At 43.3% G+C, this 21,267-nt stretch carries 19 protein-coding genes, 7 tRNA genes and 1 riboswitch; of the genes, 22 read left to right on the top strand and 4 right to left on the bottom strand.

The window, feature by feature from the left end:
• Positions 1 to 328: 328 nt before the first annotated feature.
• The 16 genes from AB5916_RS15870 to ade all read left to right on the top strand — a co-directional run bounded on the left by AB5916_RS15870 (position 329) and on the right by ade (position 8,416).
• The gene (locus AB5916_RS15870; RefSeq protein WP_158422360.1) at positions 329 to 511 is read left to right on the top strand and encodes a hypothetical protein; all 183 of its coding nucleotides are present in this window, start codon (positions 329 to 331) and stop codon (positions 509 to 511) included.
• A 139-nt stretch (positions 512 to 650) separates the two neighbouring features.
• A complete protein-coding gene (locus AB5916_RS15865; RefSeq protein WP_368191740.1) occupies positions 651 to 956 on the top strand; it encodes a rhodanese-like domain-containing protein in 306 nt (101 codons plus the stop codon).
• Between the two features lie 109 nt (positions 957 to 1,065).
• Positions 1,066 to 1,611, top strand: coding sequence for a phosphodiesterase (gene yfcE, locus AB5916_RS15860; RefSeq protein WP_158422358.1), 546 nt, complete (start codon positions 1,066 to 1,068; stop codon positions 1,609 to 1,611).
• A 24-nt stretch (positions 1,612 to 1,635) separates the two neighbouring features.
• The gene (locus AB5916_RS15855; RefSeq protein WP_368191738.1) at positions 1,636 to 2,799 is read left to right on the top strand and encodes a class I SAM-dependent RNA methyltransferase; all 1,164 of its coding nucleotides are present in this window, start codon (positions 1,636 to 1,638) and stop codon (positions 2,797 to 2,799) included.
• Complete coding sequence (locus AB5916_RS15850; RefSeq protein WP_368191736.1) at positions 2,796 to 3,380, top strand: XTP/dITP diphosphatase; 585 nt, start codon at positions 2,796 to 2,798, stop codon at positions 3,378 to 3,380. Before AB5916_RS15855 ends, AB5916_RS15850 begins: the two co-directional genes overlap by 4 nt.
• Positions 3,377 to 3,856: a metallophosphoesterase gene (locus AB5916_RS15845; protein ID WP_173729045.1), complete on the top strand. Its 480-nt coding sequence runs from the start codon at positions 3,377 to 3,379 to the stop codon at positions 3,854 to 3,856. The genes AB5916_RS15850 and AB5916_RS15845 overlap by 4 nt, the downstream gene beginning before the upstream one ends.
• Positions 3,857 to 3,885: 29 nt before the next feature.
• Positions 3,886 to 4,680, top strand: coding sequence for an NYN domain-containing protein (locus tag AB5916_RS15840; protein WP_368191734.1), 795 nt, complete (start codon positions 3,886 to 3,888; stop codon positions 4,678 to 4,680).
• Positions 4,681 to 4,831: 151 nt separating this feature from the next.
• Positions 4,832 to 4,906 (top strand) — tRNA-Pro (locus AB5916_RS15835).
• Between the two features lie 34 nt (positions 4,907 to 4,940).
• A tRNA-Gly gene (locus AB5916_RS15830) sits at positions 4,941 to 5,011 on the top strand.
• Between the two features lie 18 nt (positions 5,012 to 5,029).
• Positions 5,030 to 5,103 (top strand) — tRNA-Arg (locus tag AB5916_RS15825).
• A 5-nt stretch (positions 5,104 to 5,108) separates the two neighbouring features.
• Positions 5,109 to 5,182 (top strand) — tRNA-His (locus AB5916_RS15820).
• A 9-nt stretch (positions 5,183 to 5,191) separates the two neighbouring features.
• A tRNA-Gln gene (locus tag AB5916_RS15815) sits at positions 5,192 to 5,263 on the top strand.
• Positions 5,264 to 5,273: 10 nt separating this feature from the next.
• Positions 5,274 to 5,346 (top strand) — tRNA-Lys (locus AB5916_RS15810).
• Positions 5,347 to 5,435: 89 nt separating this feature from the next.
• A tRNA-Leu gene (locus tag AB5916_RS15805) sits at positions 5,436 to 5,516 on the top strand.
• 120 nt (positions 5,517 to 5,636) lie between these two features.
• The gene (locus AB5916_RS15800) at positions 5,637 to 6,407 is read left to right on the top strand and encodes an RNA polymerase sigma factor region1.1 domain-containing protein (protein ID WP_368191732.1); all 771 of its coding nucleotides are present in this window, start codon (positions 5,637 to 5,639) and stop codon (positions 6,405 to 6,407) included.
• 305 nt (positions 6,408 to 6,712) lie between these two features.
• Entirely contained in the window at positions 6,713 to 8,416 is a 1,704-nt protein-coding gene (ade, locus tag AB5916_RS15795; protein ID WP_368191730.1) for an adenine deaminase, read from the top strand.
• Positions 8,417 to 8,433: 17 nt separating this feature from the next.
• Here the strand turns inward: ade and AB5916_RS15790 are convergent, their stop codons facing one another.
• Together AB5916_RS15790 and AB5916_RS15785 are read right to left on the bottom strand one after the other, a co-directional pair.
• On the bottom strand, positions 8,434 to 9,885 hold the full coding sequence (locus tag AB5916_RS15790) for a phosphatidylserine/phosphatidylglycerophosphate/cardiolipin synthase family protein (protein WP_368191728.1): 1,452 nt from the start codon (positions 9,883 to 9,885) through the stop codon (positions 8,434 to 8,436).
• 32 nt (positions 9,886 to 9,917) lie between these two features.
• Positions 9,918 to 10,193 carry an acylphosphatase gene (locus tag AB5916_RS15785; protein ID WP_158422350.1) on the bottom strand — a complete coding sequence of 92 codons (276 nt, stop codon included), beginning with the start codon at positions 10,191 to 10,193 and terminating at the stop codon, positions 9,918 to 9,920.
• 203 nt (positions 10,194 to 10,396) lie between these two features.
• Here AB5916_RS15785 and AB5916_RS15780 point away from each other — a divergent pair, with 203 nt between their 5' ends.
• The 6 genes from AB5916_RS15780 to AB5916_RS15755 all read left to right on the top strand — a co-directional run bounded on the left by AB5916_RS15780 (position 10,397) and on the right by AB5916_RS15755 (position 17,992).
• Positions 10,397 to 10,897 (top strand): MarR family winged helix-turn-helix transcriptional regulator, encoded by a 501-nt coding sequence (locus AB5916_RS15780; RefSeq protein WP_368191726.1) that lies wholly within the window; start codon positions 10,397 to 10,399, stop codon positions 10,895 to 10,897.
• Positions 10,860 to 12,617, top strand: coding sequence for an ABC transporter ATP-binding protein (locus tag AB5916_RS15775; RefSeq protein WP_368191725.1), 1,758 nt, complete (start codon positions 10,860 to 10,862; stop codon positions 12,615 to 12,617). The genes AB5916_RS15780 and AB5916_RS15775 overlap by 38 nt, the downstream gene beginning before the upstream one ends.
• A complete protein-coding gene (locus AB5916_RS15770) occupies positions 12,614 to 14,512 on the top strand; it encodes an ABC transporter ATP-binding protein (RefSeq protein WP_368191723.1) in 1,899 nt (632 codons plus the stop codon). The genes AB5916_RS15775 and AB5916_RS15770 overlap by 4 nt, the downstream gene beginning before the upstream one ends.
• A gap of 272 nt (positions 14,513 to 14,784) precedes the next feature.
• Positions 14,785 to 16,503, top strand: coding sequence for a biosynthetic-type acetolactate synthase large subunit (ilvB, locus tag AB5916_RS15765; RefSeq protein WP_368191721.1), 1,719 nt, complete (start codon positions 14,785 to 14,787; stop codon positions 16,501 to 16,503).
• A 20-nt stretch (positions 16,504 to 16,523) separates the two neighbouring features.
• The gene (ilvN, locus tag AB5916_RS15760; RefSeq protein WP_158422345.1) at positions 16,524 to 17,033 is read left to right on the top strand and encodes an acetolactate synthase small subunit; all 510 of its coding nucleotides are present in this window, start codon (positions 16,524 to 16,526) and stop codon (positions 17,031 to 17,033) included.
• Positions 17,034 to 17,104: 71 nt separating this feature from the next.
• Positions 17,105 to 17,992, top strand: coding sequence for a DMT family transporter (locus AB5916_RS15755; RefSeq protein ID WP_158422382.1), 888 nt, complete (start codon positions 17,105 to 17,107; stop codon positions 17,990 to 17,992).
• A gap of 223 nt (positions 17,993 to 18,215) precedes the next feature.
• On the opposite strand, the gene AB5916_RS15750 is transcribed toward AB5916_RS15755, so the two are convergent.
• Together AB5916_RS15750 and AB5916_RS15745 are read right to left on the bottom strand one after the other, a co-directional pair.
• The gene (locus AB5916_RS15750) at positions 18,216 to 19,592 is read right to left on the bottom strand and encodes an NCS2 family permease (RefSeq protein ID WP_173729052.1); all 1,377 of its coding nucleotides are present in this window, start codon (positions 19,590 to 19,592) and stop codon (positions 18,216 to 18,218) included.
• Between the two features lie 38 nt (positions 19,593 to 19,630).
• On the bottom strand, positions 19,631 to 20,932 hold the full coding sequence (locus AB5916_RS15745; protein ID WP_368191718.1) for an amidohydrolase family protein: 1,302 nt from the start codon (positions 20,930 to 20,932) through the stop codon (positions 19,631 to 19,633).
• Positions 20,933 to 20,944: 12 nt separating this feature from the next.
• Positions 20,945 to 21,040, bottom strand: a riboswitch (purine riboswitch).
• Positions 21,041 to 21,267: the final 227 nt, after the last annotated feature.

Genomic DNA, 21,267 nt, shown 5'->3' with positions numbered 1-21,267 from the left:
ACGGAAAATAGAATCTTGGACATATTTTGGACATACCTATCAAATGTTACAGAAATATTACGAGAACGATGAACCCAAAAATCCCACAAACCCTTATAAATCCAAAGAGAAACACCCGGTAGGGGAGCTACCGGGTGTTTCGAGGGGAGTATAAATAATTAAATAAGGGGTTATGTAAAAAAAATTTTTGAAGGGTAAATTCTTTTTACAGGTTAGATTATAATATAAAATGGAAAAAAAATCAATATCATTTTGATGAATATTCTGTCTGCTTTTGGAGATAATGAACAATGCAATGAAATTAATCTGCAACAGGAGGAAAGATTAAATGGCAAAGAATTATGAAAATGAAAGCAGAAACAGCAGAAGTTCTATAGGAAATGTAAATGGATCCAACCGAAATTCCAATAAAAACGCAATGGATACAAAGAACTGCAGAAATGCAAATACTTCTGATAAGAGTAAAAACAAAACAGAAGATGAATATGACCGGGAAGAAGACCGGTACTAAAACGGATTTTCTGATTTGGGATGCTGCCTGTGCAGCGTCCCTTTTTATATGATAAAGCAGAAACATGTGCACCTTCTTTTTACATTCTGTATGCATATCATATAATAAAAAGGAGTTTCTTATGTTTCCCTTTGAAACAATGTCAGCAAAAATGCTAGATGATTATGTTGGACGCAAAGACGCATTGATCATAGATTTACGGGGACAAGAAGAATATGAAAAAAGTCATGTAAAAGGTGCATTCAATATGCCATATGAAAGATATATGGAAACAGGAAGTCTTTCCATGGAACTTTCAAAAGGAAAAATCCTTGTGTTTTACTGTGACCGGGGAGGTGCAAGCCTGAAGGTGGCAAAGGAACTGGCTGTAAAGGGTTACAGAACCAGATCTGTGATTGGAGGATTCCATGCATATCGGGGAAGAAACCTTGTAATTTCCGGCTAACCGTGATAATGTAAAAAGGAATACCGTAACTGTTCAGTACCCTTACAGTTACACAATATTTAAAAAGATAGTTACTATTTTAAAATATTTTTAATGAGGAGAAATTTTCATGAAATACATGTTTGCATCCGATATCCATGGTTCCGCATATTATTGCAGGAAAATGCTGGAAGCATACGAGAAAGAAGAAGCAGAGCGCCTGGTGCTGCTGGGCGATCTGCTTTATCATGGACCACGTAATGATCTTCCAAAGGATTATGCACCCAAGCAGGTAATCTCCATGCTGAATGAAATGAAAAATCAGATTTATGCAGTCAGAGGCAATTGTGAAGCAGAAGTTGATCAAATGGTACTGGAGTTCCCAGTTTTGGCAGACTATTGTATTTTAGCCATTGATGATCTGACCTTTTTTGCAACCCACGGGCACGTATATAATCAGGATCATCTTCCTCCACTGATGGCAGGCGATATTCTGATCCATGGTCACACTCATGTGTTGAAAGCAGAAAAAAGAGACGGATATATTCTTTTGAATCCAGGCTCTGTTTCCATTCCGAAAGAAGGGAATCCGCCTACGTATGCGATATATGAGGACGGGATCTTTTCTATCCGGGATTTCGATGGAAATACGGTGAAAAGCCTGAAGCTTTCATAATCATCAGAAGAAAGGAATTTATCCATGGAAAAATATGAATTGATCGCACCCTGCCATTTTGGACTAGAAGCAGTATTAAAAAGAGAAATCCTGGATCTTGGATATGAGATCTGCAAGGTGGAGGATGGAAAGGTCACTTTCCTGGCCGATGCACAAGGCATCGCAGATGCCAATATTTTTTTGCGTACAACAGAAAGAATCCTCTTGAAGACAGGAGAAGTAAAGGCAGTTACCTTTGATGAGCTTTTTGAGAAAACAAAAGCTATTCCCTGGGAAAGATATATCCCAAAGGATGGGCGTTTCTGGGTGGCAAAAGCCAATTCCATTAAAAGCAAGCTTTTTAGTCCTTCGGATATTCAGTCAATTATGAAGAAAGCCATTGTAGAACGCCTGAAGGAGGTTTATCATATTTCCTGGTTCCCGGAAGACGGATCGGAGTTTCCTATCAGGGTTTCTTTCATGAAGGATATTGCTACCATTGGAATCGATACATCCGGTATTTCCCTTCATAAACGGGGGTATCGCCAGATGACTGTGAAAGCACCGATCACAGAGACACTGGCCAGTGCACTGATCCTTCTTACTCCCTGGAATAAGGACAGGATTCTGGTTGATCCATTTTGCGGCAGCGGTACATTCCCTATTGAGGCTGCGATGATCGCTGCGGATATAGCGCCAGGTATGAATCGGTCCTTTCTTGCAGAACAGTGGAGACATCTGGTGCCAAGAGGCTGCTGGTATCAGGCAAAGGAAGAAGCTATGGATCGGGTAAAAATGGATATAGAAACAGATATTCAGGGGTATGATATTGATCCGGAAGCTTTAAAAGCAGCTAGATCCAATGCAAAAATGGCGAAGGTTGACAAGCTGATCCATCTTCAGCAGAGACCTGTGTCACAGCTGCGTCATTCCAAGCCATACGGCTTTATTATCACAAATCCTCCTTATGGAGAAAGACTGGAAGACCGAGAAGCACTTCCGGCTATTTACAAAGATCTGGGAGAAAGCTTCCGCAATCTGGATAAGTGGTCCATGTATATGATCACTTCCTACGACAGGGCAGAAAACGATATAGGGCGGAAGGCAGATAAGAACAGAAAGATATATAATGGTATGCTTAAGACCTATTTTTATCAGTTCCTTGGACCTAAGCCACCAAGAAAAACAGAAAAGAAGGAGTCCCTATGAAAAAGATAATTTTTGCAACAGGTAATGCGGAAAAAATGAAGGAGATCCGGGAGATCCTTTCAGATGTGGATACAGAGATCCTTTCCATGAAGGAAGCAGGGATTTTTGCAGATATTGTAGAGGACGGAAAGACCTTTGAGGAAAATGCTGTTATTAAGGCAAAAGCAGTGTGTGCGTTATGCGGTGAGACGGTTCTGGCAGACGATTCAGGTCTGGAAATCGATTATCTGAATAAAGAACCAGGAGTGTATTCTGCCAGATATATGGGGGAGAACACGGATTATCATATTAAGAATCACAGTCTGATCCAAAGACTGGAAGGAGTTCCGGATGAGCAGAGGACTGCAAGATTTGTATGTGCCATTGCAATGGCCTCTCCTGATGGCACCGTAAAAACAGTGCAAGGTACCATGGAAGGACGGATTGGCTATGAGGAAAAAGGGGAAAACGGATTTGGCTATGATCCCATCTTTTTCCTTCCGGAATATGGATGTACTTCTGCAGAACTTTCCATGGAAGAGAAAAACAAAATCAGTCACAGAGGAAAGGCTTTAAGAGCGATTAAGGACGAATTGAAATGAAAGTACTGATTGTCAGCGATACACATGGAAAGGATGAAAATCTGGAAGAAACCGTCCTGAGAGAAACGCCTTTTGATTATTTTATCCATTGTGGGGACGTGGAAGGAAGAGAAATTTTCATGGAGGCTTTGGTAGAATGTCCTTGTACTATTGTTTCTGGTAATAATGATTTTTTCTCAGACCTTCCAAGAGAAGTGATGATCCAGCTGGAAGGGCACAGGATCCTGGTGACTCACGGACATTATTATGGGGTCAGTATGGGGCTCTATGGGGTTTTAGATGAAGGAAAAGCCAGAGAATGTCAGGTAGTATTGTTTGGTCATACTCACAGGCCTGTAGAGGAAACAGAAGAGGGGATTCTTCTGCTGAATCCGGGAAGCCTGTCCTATCCCCGTCAGGAAGGACGAAGGCCAAGTTACGCAGTAATGGAACTGCAGCAGGGGAAGGCACCGGTGGCAGAGATCAGATATCTTTAAACAAACAGAAAAATAGGAGGCAGTAATAAGTGGAAAAGCAGATCGCAGTATTGATCGATGGTGATAATATTTCTGCAAAGTATGCGGAATATATTAAACAGGAGGCAATGGAGTATGGAAATGTGCGGATTTTCAGATTGTATGGGTCTGTAAATTCACAGACAGTGAAGGCGTGGTATAAGGTGATGCCTCTTCAGGGAATTATGCCAGTGCTTCAGATTTCCTATGCATATGGGAAGAGTATTGCTGACCAGGCCTTGACCATTGATGCAATGGATCTGCTTTATACTGGCAGTGTAGATGTGTTCTGCATAGTTTCCAGTGACAGTGATTTCACAAAGCTGGTGTACAGACTTCGGGAAGCAGGTAAGACAGTGGTAGGCATGGGCGAAAAGAAAACGAAAGAGGCACTGGCGAAGGCTTGTGATGAGTTTAAGATCCTGGATCTGATCTATAAAGAAGCAGAAGAGGAAGAAACAGAGGTACAGGCAGATTTGCCGGAAGAAGCAGAAGAAGTTCAGCTTCTAGATGATGATCAGGATGATATTCTGCCTGAAGAAGCAGAAGAGGCTGCAGAGGAGATCAGTATTCCATCTGAGGAGGAAGTGATTCGGTATATCCTGGATTATCTGGATGAGGATGAGAATGTGAATCTTGCCGAGATTGGAGCTGTGCTGAAGCAGAAATATCTGGGATTTGATGCCAGAAACTATGGGTATAAGAGTATGACCAGTATGATCAAAAACCATTTTGACTGTTTTGATCTGATCATTGAAAATGCCAGGGATGGGATCCATAAGATCATGTATATCAGTAAGAAATAGTGGATTTTGTGCCTGTTTTCCTGGGAATAAAAAAAATTCAAAAAAAATAAAAAAATTTCAAAATAGGTGTTGACATTTAGGTATTGCTATAATATAATACATCTTGCGTCAAGCGACAAAGCAAAATTTCATAAGTCGTAAATGATTACAGCGGGGTGTGGCTCAGTTTGGCTAGAGCGCCTGGTTTGGGACCAGGAGGCCGCAAGTTCGAATCTTGTCACCCCGATTGCTGTTAAACATCATTACCGTTTCAGCGAAATGCGGGTGTAGTTCAATGGTAGAACACTAGCCTTCCAAGCTAGATACGTGGGTTCGATTCCCATCACCCGCTTCTCTGATGAGGAGAGATGTGTCAGTAGCTCAGTTGGATAGAGCAACGGCCTTCTAAGCCGTGGGTCGGGGGTTCGAATCCCTTCTGACACGTTATGGTGGATATAGCGCAGTTGGTTAGCGCGCCAGATTGTGGCTCTGGAGGCCCAGGGTTCGAATCCCTGTATCCACCTTTTGCCTTTGGGCTATCGCCAAGCGGTAAGGCACAGCACTTTGACTGCTGCATTCGCTGGTTCGAATCCAGCTAGCCCAGTCTTTTATATGGGATATTAGCTCAGTTGGTAGAGCACTTGACTTTTAATCAAGTTGTCCGGGGTTCGAATCCCCGATGTCTCATTGGTTTTAGGCCGTAAATCTTATATGAGATTTACGGCTTTTTATTAAACAGGTATGTTGTCTGATGGCGGCATCACCATACATGACATGCGGATATGGCGGAATTGGCAGACGCGCCAGATTTAGGTTCTGGTGTCTACGACGTGCAGGTTCAAGTCCTGTTATCCGCAGTTTTTAGGTTGTTGTATAATCGACATCCGTGAAATTCTTTTCAGGGATCAGTACATTATGCAACAGCCTTTTTATGTAACAGGAAGTTATGAACCAGAAGACTACAAAGTTCAGATCTAATGGCAGAAGCTGCCGGGAAGGGAGTATTTATGGACGTTGTTGAATTTCAGAAAAGGCTGCAGAAGCTTTGCAGCATTGCAGAAGAGAATGGACAGGTGCTGAGCCAGGCACAGATCAGGGATTGCTTTCAGGAGATGGAACTGGAAACCGAACAGATGGTGAAGATGCTCCAATACCTGAAAACAAAAGGAATCCAGATACAGGGGGGAGAGACAGAAAAGTGTGAAGAGCCAAAACTGCAGTCCGGCACCAGGATGCCGCTTACTGCTGAGGAAAAAGCATATCTGCAAGAATATCTGAACGGGCTTTTGACAGAAGAAGTTGAGGAGCAGGAATTGCTAGAATTGTTTCAGAGGACTGCCCATGGGGATGCACTTGCCCTGGGAAAACTAGCCCAGGTATATCTGCCTGTTGCAGCCAATATGGCAGCAGAGATGAACTGTGAAGAGATCCACCTGGCGGATTTGATCCAGGAGGCTAATGTGGCACTTTTGGAAGCATTGGAGCAGGAAAAACCACAGGTGAAAAATGACCAATGGCTGCGGTTACAGCTGCGGAAGGGAATCCTTGCAGCTATTGAAGAACAGACGGAAAGAAAATTTCAGGATGACAGTCTTGTGGCAAGGGTAGAAAAGCTGGAATCGGCAGTGAAAGAACTGACAGATGATGATGGAGAAACACGATTTACTCTGGATGAATTGGCTGTGATCTTGGATATGAAGACGGATGAGATCCGGGATGTGCTTCGTCTGACAGGAGACGATAAATAAGATTCAAGTCGAGCAGCCGCGAGACTTGGCGCGTGATTCTGGTCAGCGTAAGCTGACATATTCTTTACAGAATCACTGCGCATCCTCGCGGAGCGTTTATCTCAGTCGGAGATTGAACTCCCACTGAGACGAACTTGCTGTTATTTACCACCTGAAAGAGGTGGGAGTCTTCTCGACTGAGATAAAATAAACCTGAGGGGTCCTTTCCTGATTGTAATTTACAGATAAATATGGTAGTATTATCTAAAATATTCAGAACCTGACGTATTTGCAATTCTAAATTACAATAAAAAGGGGTGGACTGTATGGAATTGGAACAATATTGTGAATATTCAAAGGTTACTAGAGGAGAAAAGCAGGCAGACCTGGTATTGAAGAACGCACAGATCATTAATGTATTCACAGGAGAGATCCTGCCTGGGAATGTGGCTGTTACAGACGGGATGATCGTAGGAATCGGTGACTATCAGGGAAAGGAAGAACATGATCTTAAGGGTAAATATCTTTGCCCTGGATTTATTGATAGTCATCTTCACTTGGAATCTACCCTTGTTACACCAGGGGAGCTGGTAGCGATTGCATCCAGACATGGAACCACTACTTTTATTGTAGATCCTCATGAATCAGCCAATGTATCCGGGCTTGAGGGGATCCGGTATATCCTGGATCAGACAGCGGATTCCTGTGCAAATGTATATGTGATGATGCCGTCCTGTGTTCCTGCTACAGGGATAGATGACAATGGATGTACCCTGACTGCTGAGGATATGGTTCCATATCTGTCAAATAAACGAATCCTGGGATTGGGCGAGGTGATGGATTATCTTTCTGTTGTAAATGGAGACAAGTCCATGCATGATAAGCTGCTCCTTTTCCGGGATAAAATTAAGGATGGTCATGCACCTTTCCTTTCAGATCAGGATCTGCAGGCATATGTGATGGCAGGCATTGCCACAGATCATGAGTGTTCGGATTTTGAATACGCAATGAAAGAACGGAGATGGGGGATGCATGTACTGATCCGGGAAGGAAGTGCTGCCCGGAATCTGGAAGCAATTGTTACAGGCATTGTAAAGAATAAAATGAACGGAGAGGGTTTTTGCTTCTGCACAGATGATAAGCATATTGAAGATATTGAACGTGAAGGCCATATTGACCATAATGTGCGTAAATCTATTTTGCTTGGCATGGATCCTGTTGAGGCTATTCAGATGGCAACGATTCGTCCGGCTATGTGCTACGGACTGCAGCATCTGGGGGCTATTGCGCCTGGACGCCAGGCTGATATGATCGTGCTGGATGATCTGGAAAAGGTATCCGTGCAGGAAGTATATTACCAAGGGAAAATCATTAAAAAAACAGAGCAGGTGCAGATCAAGAAATGTAGTAAGGAATTGAAAAATACAGTTCATGTGGGAGAATTTTCTGCTAAAAAGCTGGAACTTTCTTCAGAAGATGGAATGTATCATGTAATCCAAATGGAAGAAGGGCAGATCACTACAAGAAAACAGATCCTGAAGCTAACCGGACCTGGAGAATTATTTGTTCCTGATAAAGTGTACAGTAAGATCGCAGTAGTTGAGCGGCATAAAGCTACAGGGAAAACAGGAAGAGCTGTTGTAAAAGGGTATGGCATTACAGGCGGAGCCATTGCATCCAGTGTTTCTCATGACTCCCACAATATTATTGTGATCGGAGATAATGATCAGGATATGGCACTTGCTGTACAGGAACTGATCCGTGTGCAGGGAGGCTATACCATTGTGGCAGATCATAAAGTGTGGGAGACCCTTCCCCTTCCTGTTATGGGCTTGATGAGCGATGCCGGATATGAGACCATAGAAAATACTCTGCGGCACATGAAAGAAAAAGCCCATCAGATGGGCATTCCAATGGGCTTTGATCCTTTTATTACATTGTCTTTTATGGCGCTTCCGGTAATTCCCCAGATTCGTATCACTCCCAGAGGTATATATGATGTGGAAACCGGTGGATTTTATAAAAGCTAAGTACAGGTGAGACTGTTTCAGGCCACATAACGAAATGGCTGAAGCAGTGGTCCAAGTATTCGGTATAGTATTTGTTTAGGCAGGGGCATGGTCTGAGGGATCATGCCCTTTGGCATTTCGTAATTGTTTTTATCCAGGATACGTCGGCTTTGTGCCAGGTAGGTATTCAGATATCCAAGCAGTTCCTGATTTAGTTCCTTACTTTGCACACAAAGCATAAGTTCTGTATCCATATAGGTGCTTCGCATATCCAGATTATAGGAACCGATCAGGGAAAGATCATCATCGATAAGAATGGATTTTCCATGGGAGGACTGTCCACCGTCAAATTCATATAAAGCAGCACCGGTATCCAGAACCTGCTGCTTGTGCAGCAGATAGTCACTGGAAGCAATCACATTGTCACCGTTTTCTACAGAGTTGATGATCATGGAAAAGTCTGAAACATTCTGGGATATTTCTTTTATGCCAAAGGACATCTCTTTATCCAAAACCACATAGGGGGTATGAAGAATCACCTTTTCCCGGGCAGAGGCCATCAGGCATTGCAAAGTATTCCATACATATGGTTTCTTGCCATAAGGAGTGACAGGTCCAAAGATCAAACAGGTCTTCTGGGTGGGGACGGTATGCTCCTGATAGGAATAATCCTGAAAGCACTCCGGGTACAGATCCGAAAGCGTTTTATATCGATCTTCCAGAAGGAGGATCTTTTTTTGTACTGATTTCTGGGAAGAAAGAGATTCCTGATCGTGGAAATCTTTCACATAGGAGCTTTCCCATATGCTTTGGAAATATGCTTTCACCTGGGAAATCACGCTATTTGTACAGCCATTTTTAAAATCTGTGTTATAAATTAGAACTTCGCGGTCATAGCTGCGGGAATCTGTAGGATAGTTTCCCAGGAAATAATCAAATGTATTCCGGCCTCCAAGGAGAAGAAGCTGATCATCGCAGATCACATATTTGTCATGCATCCTGCCGTTAATACTCCATGGCCGAAGTGGATTTACCGGATTGTAAATACGGATGTGGATATTAGGATGGCTGGACAGGGCATAGAAAAAAGGCTTTCCTTCCATACGAAGCAGTCCGGACATTCCATCTACCAGGATATTCACCTTTACCCCGCGCCTGGCTGCATGATAAATGGCGGCGGACAGATCTGTAGTACTTTCATCCTCACGGAAATCAAAGGTGGATAGGATCACTTCTTTCCTGGCAAGTTCCAGCATCCGGATCCTCTGGGTAAGGGCTTCCTGATTCTCTTCTACGATATGGGCCCGGTCAGCACTAAGAGCATCCGGATCTTCTGTATAATAATCTTCTTTTGAGAATGTCTTCTCATCGACGGAAAGCTGTCCAGGAACCGCAAAGGGGGCAAGTGCGCCGATCGCTACATAAAGGAGCAAAATAACAATAATACTGGAAACAGGATGTCTCCGAAAAAAAGACAGAACTTTTCTCATACAGGCAATTCCCTTTCTGTGTAAGGCTGAAGTTATTTGACTATAAAATAATATTCGTCCTCAACCGAGGGAATATTGGAAATCTGGCAGTCATCAATGCGGATAAACGTGCCGCTTTCCAGGGAAGTAAGCATATGGAAAATACTGCTTTCTTCGCCTTGTACCTCCATCTCGACCCTGCCGTCCCAAAGATTGTCAACCCAGCCTGTAAGTCCGTAAGCTTCGGCAAAATGCATGGCCATGTAGCGAAATCCTACACCCTGCACCCTGCCTGAAAAATATATGTGTTTTCTTTTCTTTTTATCCATGTGTGTTTACCTCGCTTTGATTATCATACTATGTTTATTTCACGGAATCAAGGAACAAAAAGAGAAAGGTCAGGAGTAATGAGGAAGTCGTGGAAACAGACTTGCTTGATTTATCCTTGACAAGCATAAGGATCTTATATATAATTGGTTCGTAAACGAACAGTTCGCATACGAACAATTATAACTGCGGAAAGGAGGAAATCATGGAGAAGGAATTAAAGAACAAAGAGAGACATATTGGATATGAGGTGCGTACTCTTGATAATATGATTGGCAGGCGTGTGAATTGCTGGCACTCCAAAATGGATGAGGAAGTGGGGATCACCCGTATGCAGGCATGGATCATAGGATATGTATATGAGCATTCAGAGAAACCGGTTTTTCAAAAAGATCTGGAGGAAAATTTCCAGATTGCCAGATCAACTGCTACCGGGATCCTGCAGCTGATGGAGAAAAAGGATCTGATCGTAAGAAAGCCTTATCCGGGGGATGCCAGATTGAAAAGACTGGAGCTGACTGCAAGAGCAGAGAAGTATCAGCATGGGATCATGCATAATTTTGATCTTTTACAGATTGCCCTGAAAAAAGATATTCCTCAGGAAAAGCTGGATACGTTTTTCCAGGTTGTGGATATGATAAAGAATAATATAGAAAAGGAGGATTTCCATGATAAAAACATTATTGAGGCAGGTAAAGGAGTTTAAAAAGGCTTCGTTCCTGACTCCGGTCTTTATGATACTGGAGGTTGTGGTAGAGACCATGATACCGGTCGCCATGGCACTGATGATCGACAACGGGGTGGAAAAAGGCAACATGTCCTACATTTACCGCGTGGGTGCTGTTATGGCGGTACTTGCTATTGCAGGTTTGATTGCAGGCTTTCTTGGCGGAAAATATGGTGCTCTGGCATCTTCAGGATTTGCCAGAAATCTCCGAAAGGCCATGTACACCAATATACAGACATTTTCTTTTTCAAATATTGACAAATTCAGCACAGCAGGTCTGATCACCCGTTTGACAACAGATGTGACCAACCTTCAGAATGCATACCAGATGATTCTTCGTATGTGTACCCGGGCACCAGCCAGTCTGATCTGTGCCATGACTATGGCCTTCCTGATCAATGCCAGGCTTGCAAGTGTATATTTGATTGCAGTTATTTTTCTTGGTTTTGCATTGGTTATGATCCTTCGAAGGGCTACCAGGTATTTTCAGGAGGTTTTTAAGAAATATGATGACTTGAATGCAAGCGTACAGGAGAATATATCCGGAATTCGCGTGGTAAAAGCTTATGTGCGTGAGGATTATGAAACCAGTAAATTTCAGAAGGCCTGCAATAAAGTATACGAAATGTTTGTACGGGCAGAAAAGCTGGTTGTTATGAATATGCCGCTGATGCAGTTTACTGTATACGCCTGTATTCTTTGTATCAGCTGGCTTGGGGCAAAAATGATCGTTGGCAGCAGTCTTACCACCGGCGAACTGATGAGCCTTCTTACTTATTGTATGAATATCCTGATGAGTCTGATGATGCTGTCTATGGTATTTGTTATGGTGACTATGAGTATGGCCAGTGCAGAGCGTGTGACAGAAGTTATTAATGAGAAAGCAGATTTGTCCAATCCGGCACAACCTGTAGTTGAAGTTCCGGATGGAAGGATTGACTTTGACCATGTTTCTTTCCGCTATAAGAAAGAAGGAAAAGAAAACGTATTGAAAGATATTAATCTGTCCATTCACGCAGGGGAAACCATCGGTATTATCGGAGGTACTGGAAGCGCCAAATCCAGTCTGGTGAATCTGATCAGCCGCCTTTATGATGTAAGCGAAGGAAGTGTGAAAGTGGGCGGGATCGATGTGCGGAATTATGATATGGAAGTGCTTCGTAACCAGGTTGCGGTTGTACTTCAGAAGAATGTACTTTTTTCCGGAACAATACTGGAAAATCTTCGCTGGGGAAATAAAGAGGCTACAGAGGAAGAGTGTGAAAGGGCCTGTCAGCTTGCCTGCGCAGATGAATTTATCCAGAGAATGCCAGATGGATATCACACTTATATTGAGCAGGGCGGTACCAATGTATCCGGTGGACAGAAGCAGAGGCTGTGTATTGCCAGAGCACTTCTTAAAAAGCCCAAGATCCTGATCCTGGATGATTCCACAAGTGCAGTGGATACGGCTACAGATGCAAAGATCCGAAAGGCTTTTGCGGAAGAAATCCCGGATACAACCAAGCTGATCATTGCACAGCGTATTTCCAGTATACAGAGTGCAGACCGTATCATTGTAATGGAAGATGGACGAATAAATGGCTTTGGAACTCACGAAGAACTTCTGGAGAATAATCCTATTTATCAGGAAGTATATCATTCCCAGACCAAGGCTGGTGGTGATTTTGATGAAAACAGAGGAGGTGAGCAGGCATGAATAATACCAGAAAAGTACCTGGAAGGCCAGGAAAGGGCGTTGGTCCAAAGGTGGAGAACCCAGGAAAAATGCTGAAAACGCTGATGGCTTACATCCTGAAAAGCTATAAGATCCATGTAGGGATCGTTGTAGTGGCCATATTTGTCAGTGTGCTTGCAAATGTACAGGGTACTATGTTTACAAAGACATTGATCGATCAGTACATACTCCCTCTTCTGCAATCTGACCAGCCGGATTTTCATCCTCTTGCCATGGCAATTCTTAAAGTGGCCGGATTTTATGCCATTGGAGTTGCCAGTACCTATTTGTACAACCGGATCATGATCTATGTAAGCCAGGGGACTCTTCGGAATCTGAGAAATGACATGTTTGCAGGTATGGAAAAGCTTCCGGTTAAATATTTTGACACCCATGCACATGGGGATATTATGTCCATCTATACCAATGATATTGATACACTGCGTCAGATGATCAGCCAGAGTATTCCCCAGCTTCTTTCCAGTGCTGTGACCATTGTAAGTGTTCTGGTTAGTATGCTGATCCTGAATGTACCTTTGACTTTAGTTACCCTTGTGATGGTAGCTATTATGCTCACAGCAAGTAAAAAGGTGGCATCTTTAAGTGGAAAGTATTTCCTTGATCAGCAGAAGAACCTGGGTGTGATCAACGGCTATATTGAAGAGATGATGGAAGGCCAGAAGGTAGTTAAGGTTTTCTGCCATGAGGAAGAAAGCCTGGATAAATTTAACGAACTGAATGACCAGCTTTTTGCCAGTGCGAATAATGCTAATAAATTTGCCAATGTAATGGGCCCTATCTGTGCACAGATAGGAAATCTAAGTTATGTGATCTGCGCCATTGTAGGCGGAGGCCTGGCGTTGAATGGCATCGGAGGGTTTACTCTGGGCGGCCTGGCCAGCTTCCTGACTTTTAATAAAAGCTTCAGCATGCCTATCAATCAGGTGAGCCAGCAGTTTAACAGTATTGTTATGGCTCTTGCAGGAGCAAAACGTATCTTTGAACTTCTGGATGAGAAGCCGGAGACAGATAAGGGATATGTTACCCTTGTGAATGTAAAGGAAGAGAATGGAGAGCTGAAGGAAACTGATGCGAGAACCGGACGATGGGCATGGAAGCATTTTCATAAGGATACCGGAAAAACAGATTATGTTGAACTGAAAGGGGATATGGTTCTGGATGGAGTGGATTTTGGCTATAATGATGATAAGATCGTGCTCCATGATGTGAAAATGTATGCAAAGCCAGGGCAGAAAATTGCTTTTGTTGGATCTACAGGAGCAGGAAAAACTACTATAACCAATCTTTTGAACCGTTTCTATGATATTCAGGATGGAAAGATCCGATATGACGGTATCAATATCAACAAGATCAAAAAAGCAGATTTGCGCCGGTCCATGGGGATCGTACTACAGGATACTAACCTTTTTACTGCTACAGTGAAGGACAATATCCGTTATGGAAAGCTGGATGCTACAGACGAGGAGATTGTTGCAGCTGCTAAACTGGCCAATGCAGACAGTTTTATTCGCAGACTGCCAGACGGATACGATACCATGCTGCGTAATAACGGAGCGAATCTGAGCCAGGGACAGAGGCAGCTTTTGTCTATTGCCAGGGCTGCTGTGGCAGATCCACCGGTGCTGATCCTGGATGAAGCCACAAGTTCCATTGATACACGTACTGAGAAACTGGTGCAGGATGGTATGGATAAGCTGATGAAAGGCAGAACCACCTTTGTGATTGCTCATCGTTTGTCTACTGTACGGAATAGCGACTGCATCATGGTATTGGAACAGGGGCGTGTGATTGAGAGAGGCTCCCATGAAGAACTAATGGCTGAGAAAGGAAAATACTATCAGTTGTATACAGGCTGATGTTCACATGCTACATTTTCCAAAAACACAGGTTGACAAGAACACAGATGGAAGATTATAATTTTAAATAATGCGTTCGACTTGAACTGTCAAATATTTCTTCTGAATTCAGGTGGTAATGCGGAAGGATTTTCGCCCTGAGCTTTATGACAGCTCGGGGCGTTTCTTTACTATGAAAGTCCCGGACAGATGTGGGAGTATCAATAACTGGGAGCATCTGACTTTCATAGTAGTCAGAAAATACATCCAGGATAAGGAGGCTAAGAACATACATGAAACAGATTTCTGGGAATAAACTGCTTGTAAAAGCTTTGAAAGAAGAAGGCGTGGAATACCTTTTCGGGTATCCTGGTGCCTGTACCATTGATATAAGCGACGAATTGTACAAGCAGGACGATATTACCATTATCCTGCCACGTCATGAGCAGGCACTGGTGCATGCGGCAGATGCTTATGCAAGGACCACAGGAAAGGTAGGCGTATGCCTGGTGACAAGCGGCCCTGGAGCTACCAATCTGGTAACAGGGCTTGCTACTGCCAATTATGACAGTGTGCCCCTGGTATGCTTTACCGGTCAGGTTGCACGTAATCTGATCGGTAATGACGCTTTCCAGGAAGTTGATATTGTAGGGATCACACGCAGTATTACCAAGTATGGGGTGACTGTGCGCAGAAGGGAAGATCTGGGAAGGATCATCAAAGAAGCATTTTATATTGCAAGTACAGGCAGGCCAGGCCCTGTACTGATCGATCTTCCCAAGGATGTAATGGCTGAACTTGGCAGCGCAGAGTATCCGAAGAGTGTGAACATCCGCGGATACAAGCCCAATACCAATGTGCATATCGGTCAGCTGAAACGTGCTATCAAGACTTTGAATAAAGCGAAAAAGCCATTGTTCCTGGCTGGCGGTGGAGTGAATATTGCCCGAGCAAATCAGCTGTTTCGTCAGGTGGTGGAAAAGACAAATGTGCCGGTGGTTACTACAGTTATGGGGCGCGGTGCTATTCCTACAGATCATCCGCTATTTATTGGCAACCTGGGAATGCATGGTTCTTATGCAGCCAATATGGCAGTTAGCAACTGTGATGTACTGTTTTCAATCGGAACCAGATTTAATGATAGAATCACAGGAAAGCTTCATGAATTTGCGCCCAATGCACAGATCATCCACATTGATATTGATACAGCATCCATTTCCAGGAATATTCATGTAGATATTCCTATTGTTGCAGATGCCAAAGAAGCACTTGAAAAGATGAATGAATATGTGGAAAACTGTACCACCAAGAAATGGCTGAATGAGATCCAGGACTGGAAGGAAGAGCATCCATTGACTATGCGTCAGGGAGCACCCCTTGGACCTTTGGATGTGTTCGGCGAAATCAATCGCCAGTTTGATACAGCGATCATTGTTACAGATGTGGGGCAGCATCAGATGCTGACGTCCCAATATGTGGAGATCACAGAGAAGAAGCAGCTGATCATGTCCGGCGGACTGGGAACTATGGGATATGGTTTTCCAGGTGGGATCGGAGCACAGATCGGTAACCCGGATAAGCCTGTGATCGTTATCTCAGGTGATGGAGGAATGCAGATGAATATTCAGGAATTTGCCACAGCAGTCCTGGAAGAACTGCCTGTCATCATCTGTGTATTTAATAATGAATATCTTGGAATGGTCCGCCAGTGGCAGAAGCTTTTCTATGGCAAGCGATACAGCATGACCAATTTGAAATATGGTGCATTGTACAGAAGGAGCGAAGGACAGGAGATGCCTGCGTATACTCCGGATTTTGTAAAGCTTGCAGAAAGCTATGGAGCAAAAGGTATTCGTGTTATGAATAGAGAGGATGTTCCGGCAGCTTTTGAAGAGGCAAGAAAAAATACAAAAGGACCTACACTGATCGAGTTCATCATTGACCCTGAAGAGATGGTTTATCCTATGATCAAGCCAGGCGGTACACTGGAAGATATGATCCTGGATTGTTAAGGAAAGGGAGGAACAGTACATTGGATAAAGGATTAAAGAAAAGATGGATTTCCCTGTATGTGGAGAACCAGGTAGGTGTTCTGGCAAAGATTTCAGGACTTTTTTCAGGGAAAAGCTATAATCTGGATAGCCTGACAGTAGGAACAACAGAGGATAATACAGTGTCACGTATGACCATTGGTACATTTTGTGATGACGAAACCTTTGAACAGATCAAAAAGCAGCTGAACCGTATGGTAGAAGTGATCAAGGTGATTGATTTCACAAATATGTTTGTACGTATGAAAGAGATTCTTTACGTAAAGGTATTTGGCTGCAGCCCGGAGGATAAGGTGGAACTTTTTCAGATTGCAGAGACCTTTAAAGCACGAGTGATCGACTATGGCAAAGACAGCCTGCTTCTGGAATTTGTGCAGACAGCTACGAAGAATGACGCTGTTGTTAAGTTGATCAAAGAAGAGTTCGGACATATTGAAGTGGTTCGAGGAGGAAGTGTAGGCATTGAATCCATCAGTATGATGGAACGCTAAGTGTGGACCGGTAATATATGCTAGTTTGATCTGCTGAAAATACGAGGAAAATTATTATGAAAAAACAACAGATACCCTTAAAGAATTCCCTTCTCCTGCTTTTAACCGCAACCATTTGGGGCGTTGCGTTTGTGGCCCAGAGTGTAGGAATGGATTATGTAGGAGGCTTTACCTTTAATATGGCCAGATCGTTGATCGGGTCTGCAGTACTCCTTCCTGTGATCTGGTTTATGGGCAGAAACAGCAGCAAGAAAGCGGAAGAGGCACAGGGATCCGGCAGCAGGAAGGATCTGCTTTGGGGAGGCCTGGCCTGTGGAATTCTTATGTGCCTGGCAAGTAATTTCCAGCAGTTTGGTATTAAATATACCACTGTTGGTAAGGCAGGATTTATTACGGCATGTTATATTGTACTGGTGCCTATTTTAGGGCTTTTTCTGAAAAAGAAGTGTTCTCCGTTTATCTGGCTGGCAGTAGCTATGTCCGTTGCAGGACTTTATCTTTTGTGTATTACAGACGGATTTTCCATTGGAAAAGGAGATATTCTGGTTCTGATCTGTGCTGTACTTTTTTCATTCCATATTCTGGTGATCGATTACTATTCACCGAAAGTGGATGGGGTAAAGCTGTCCTGTATCCAATTTCTGGTGTGCGGGATCCTGTCCGGGATCCCGGCACTGATTTTTGAAAAGCCGGAGATGTCTGCAGTTCTTACGGCCTGGCAGCCCATCCTGTATGCTGGTGTAATGTCTTGCGGAGTGGCTTATACTCTGCAGATCATTGGACAAAAAAATATGAATCCAACCGTAGCATCTTTGATCTTGAGTCTGGAGTCCTGCATCTCTGTTCTGGCAGGCTGGGTGATTCTGGGACAGCAGTTAAGCGCAAGAGAGATTGCTGGCTGTGTGATCATGTTTGCAGCCATTATTCTTGCACAGCTGCCGCAGAAAGAGAAAGCGTAAATGTAAATATAAGCGTATTGAACAGTTGCACATAAGTAAAACATAAGCAAGTATAAGCAAACATAAGTAAACCCCTGGGATATCAGGCAGTGACTAATTAGTTTCCTGCCTGTATCACAGGGGTTTTATCTCAGTCGAGAAGACTCCCACCTCTTTCAGGTGGTGAGTAACGCAGCTGCTCGACTTGAAATTACTTATTCAGATGTAACAGGTTCCGTTTTGCTTACAGGAAAATGTATTTCAAAACAAACAGAATCGCCAGAACATACATAAGTATACTGATCTTCTTTTCTTTTGCTTTGCCTGTTACAAGATTGATCACTACGTAGGAGATAACGCCAAGGGAGATACCCTCGGAGATACTGTACAGGAATGGCATTGCGATGATAGCGATAAATGCCGGGATCGCTTCTGTCATATCGTTGAAATCAATCTTGGTAACGGATGTTAACATTAAGAATCCAACCACGATCAAAGCCGGAGCTGTGGCAAAGGATGGAATTGCCAGGAAGATCGGGGAAAGAAGCAGGGACAGACCAAATAGGATTGCAGCCACAATAGAAGTAAGACCTGTACGGCCGCCCTCGGCAACGCCGGAAGCACTTTCTACGAATGTTGTTACTGTGGAAGTACCGCACATTGCACCTACTGTTGTACCTACTGCATCAGACAGAAGAGCACCTTTGATCTGAGGAAGCTTTCCGTCTTTGTCCAGCATATCTGCTTTGGATGCAACACCGATCAGGGTTCCCAGAGTATCGAACATATCTACAAACAGGAAAGCAAACATGATAACTACAAAATCAAGTGAAAATACAACGGTGAAATCCATTTTCATGAAAGTCGGTGCCATGCTTGGAACGGAAATTCCATTGGAGAAATCCGGAAGCAGGCTGAAGAAACCAGCTTCAACATTTGGTACATAAAGGCCTGTGAACTGACAGACAATACCAAGTGCCCATGTGATCAGGATACCCCAAAGGATACCGCCTTTTACATTCTTTACAAGAAAAACACCTGTGATCAGCACACCGATCAGAGCAAGAAGAACTGTGATACCCTCTGTGTTGAAGGTTCCGTTCTGAGCTGCACTTTTAAAGGAGAACATACTTACAAGTGTGGAGTCATTGTTTACAACGATTTTTGCATTCTGCATACCAATAAATGCGATGAAAAGGCCAATTCCTACAGATACTGCATGTTTCAGGTTCATAGGAATGGAATTAAAGATCGCTTCACGCACATTGGTAAGGGAAAGCAGGATGAAAATGATACCTTCCACAAATACTGCTGCAAGAGCCTGCTGCCAGCTGTAGCCCATACCTAATACAACTGTGTAGGCAAAGTATGCATTTAGTCCCATTCCAGGTGCAAGCACAAATGGATAATTGGACAGCAGTGCCATCAGACATGTGGCGATAAAGGAAGACAGAGCAGTAGCTGTAAACACAGCACCACGATCCATTCCTGATGCGGAAAGGATATTCGGGTTGACTGCCAGGATGTAAGCCATGGTCATGAAAGTAGTGATGCCGGCCATGATCTCAGTCTTAACATCGGTGTGGTGTTCCTTCAGGTGAAAAAGTTTTTCTAGGTTCATAGAGTTACCCCCTTCATTTGGCACTTTGGTGCCTTGTATTATCTATCTTCAGTGTTGGAAAAAATAGAGTTTCCGCACACGAATTTTTGAATGATATTGCTGCTATCGGAAAGAGAAATCAGTCTTTCAAGGCGGGTCAGAGGTGGCAAAGAACGAGGAGATGGAAGACTGGAATCATCCAGCACCACTGCATCAAGTTCGTAGCCTTTTTCAAAGCTGCCTGTTTTTCCAAAAAATGAACCGCCGCCTATTGTAGCCATGTAAAAAGCTTCAGGAAGTGTTAAAGCCTTAAGTGAAGGATCTACAAGACGCCAGCGAAGCTTAGATACCTGGATAGCATCTGCGATGGCACGCAGCATGGAAAGAGAAAATCCTCCGGCAATATCTGTTCCAAGACCAACATGAAGCCCTTCACGCAGATATCGGGCTGCAGGTGCAATACCAGAAGAAAGATTGGTATTGGACTGAGGACAGTGGGCTATATAAACACCCTGCTTTTTCATAAGGGCAATTTCTTCTTCTGTGGAATATACACAGTGAGCCATCACAGTAGGACAATGATCTCTTCCAAAAAGGTTGAAATGATCATATGCATCTCCATAAAAAAGACTGTCCGGACACAGCTCTTTAACCCAGTGTATCTCTCCAGGATTCTCAGAAAGATGGGACTGGACAGGCAGATGAAATTCCTGCTGGATTTCAGATAAAAGAATCAGCAGTTCATCGCTGCAGGAAGGAATAAAGCGGGGAGTGAGGATAGGAAAGGTATTCTGATAATGCCGGCCAGAGACTGCATCTATCCATTGCCTGGTGGCAGCAGCAGAAGTGCTGGCGTTCTGCTCCATGAGATATGATGGGGCATTCCGATCCATATTTACTTTCCCAACCATTGTCTTGAGTCCAGTGTCTTCCAGCAGATCCATAAGAATCATAGTGGCATCTGTGTGAAGAGTTGCAAAAATGCAGGCTCTGGTGGTTGGACTTTGTTTCAGATCTTCGGTAAAAATCTGATATGCTTTTTGGGCATAATCAGATTCTGCATATCTGGCCTCCTCTGGAAAGGCAGAGGTATTCAGCCAATCAAGCAGTTCCAGATCCATACCTGTTCCCCTGAATGTATACTGAGGGGCATGAAGATGCAGATCTATAAGCCCTGGAATGATCAGTCTGTTGGTATGATCGATCACCTGGATTCCCTGAAAACAGGCTGGAAGTTCCTCATAAATGCCTTCAGAGATACCATTGGTGCAGATAAGATATGCATTTTCACGGATGATCAGATTCTGTGAGTCCTTGCTGTAACAAAAAGTGCCTTTTAATGCAAATATGTTATTGAGCATATACGTTTACCTCCTGACAGTATAGATGCTTATAGACAACTATTACGGTAGTTGGTAGAAACGTCCAACCTATTATGGACTTATATAAGCGGTATTGTATATAACTGATAATTCTATATTCCTATATTAAGAGATATTGGGCAATATGTCAATGATTGGTTGCAATTCTGAGCGGATTCTATAATTTAACATAATATATAGCAAGAATTCTCCTTCCTCTACAGGTGGGAGATGAATTGCATAAAAGCAAAAAGAACGCTTGTTCTTCGATACGAACCATGGTATAATAGAATCAGTCGATAAAATAAATATTCGAAAAAAAGGACTGATTTTAT

Source organism: Blautia sp. 1033sp1_1033st1_G9_1033SCRN_220408 (assembly GCF_040929965.1).
GTDB classification, from domain to species: Bacteria; Bacillota; Clostridia; order Lachnospirales; family Lachnospiraceae; genus Blautia_A; species Blautia_A ammoniilytica.
Note: the sequence above shows the minus strand (reverse complement) of the source record. Positions and strands in the feature narration are given on the sequence as shown.

What these genes read in the sequence shown, in the direction of transcription:
- AB5916_RS15870 (WP_158422360.1), top strand. Translation starts at nt 329, where the DNA reads ATGGCAAAGAATTATGAAAATGAAAGCAGAAACAGCAGAAGTTCTATA.
- AB5916_RS15865 (WP_368191740.1), top strand. Translation starts at nt 651, where the DNA reads ATGTCAGCAAAAATGCTAGATGATTATGTTGGACGCAAAGACGCATTG.
- yfcE (WP_158422358.1), top strand. Translation starts at nt 1,066, where the DNA reads ATGAAATACATGTTTGCATCCGATATCCATGGTTCCGCATATTATTGC.
- AB5916_RS15855 (WP_368191738.1), top strand. Translation starts at nt 1,636, where the DNA reads ATGGAAAAATATGAATTGATCGCACCCTGCCATTTTGGACTAGAAGCA.
- AB5916_RS15850 (WP_368191736.1), top strand. Translation starts at nt 2,796, where the DNA reads ATGAAAAAGATAATTTTTGCAACAGGTAATGCGGAAAAAATGAAGGAG.
- AB5916_RS15845 (WP_173729045.1), top strand. Translation starts at nt 3,377, where the DNA reads ATGAAAGTACTGATTGTCAGCGATACACATGGAAAGGATGAAAATCTG.
- AB5916_RS15800 (WP_368191732.1), top strand. Translation starts at nt 5,637, where the DNA reads ATGGCAGAAGCTGCCGGGAAGGGAGTATTTATGGACGTTGTTGAATTT.
- ade (WP_368191730.1), top strand. Translation starts at nt 6,713, where the DNA reads ATGGAATTGGAACAATATTGTGAATATTCAAAGGTTACTAGAGGAGAA.
- AB5916_RS15790 (WP_368191728.1), bottom strand. Translation starts at nt 9,885, where the DNA reads ATGAGAAAAGTTCTGTCTTTTTTTCGGAGACATCCTGTTTCCAGTATT.
- AB5916_RS15785 (WP_158422350.1), bottom strand. Translation starts at nt 10,193, where the DNA reads ATGGATAAAAAGAAAAGAAAACACATATATTTTTCAGGCAGGGTGCAG.
- AB5916_RS15780 (WP_368191726.1), top strand. Translation starts at nt 10,397, where the DNA reads ATGGAGAAGGAATTAAAGAACAAAGAGAGACATATTGGATATGAGGTG.
- AB5916_RS15775 (WP_368191725.1), top strand. Translation starts at nt 10,860, where the DNA reads ATGATAAAAACATTATTGAGGCAGGTAAAGGAGTTTAAAAAGGCTTCG.
- AB5916_RS15770 (WP_368191723.1), top strand. Translation starts at nt 12,614, where the DNA reads ATGAATAATACCAGAAAAGTACCTGGAAGGCCAGGAAAGGGCGTTGGT.
- ilvB (WP_368191721.1), top strand. Translation starts at nt 14,785, where the DNA reads ATGAAACAGATTTCTGGGAATAAACTGCTTGTAAAAGCTTTGAAAGAA.
- AB5916_RS15750 (WP_173729052.1), bottom strand. Translation starts at nt 19,592, where the DNA reads ATGAACCTAGAAAAACTTTTTCACCTGAAGGAACACCACACCGATGTT.
- AB5916_RS15745 (WP_368191718.1), bottom strand. Translation starts at nt 20,932, where the DNA reads ATGCTCAATAACATATTTGCATTAAAAGGCACTTTTTGTTACAGCAAG.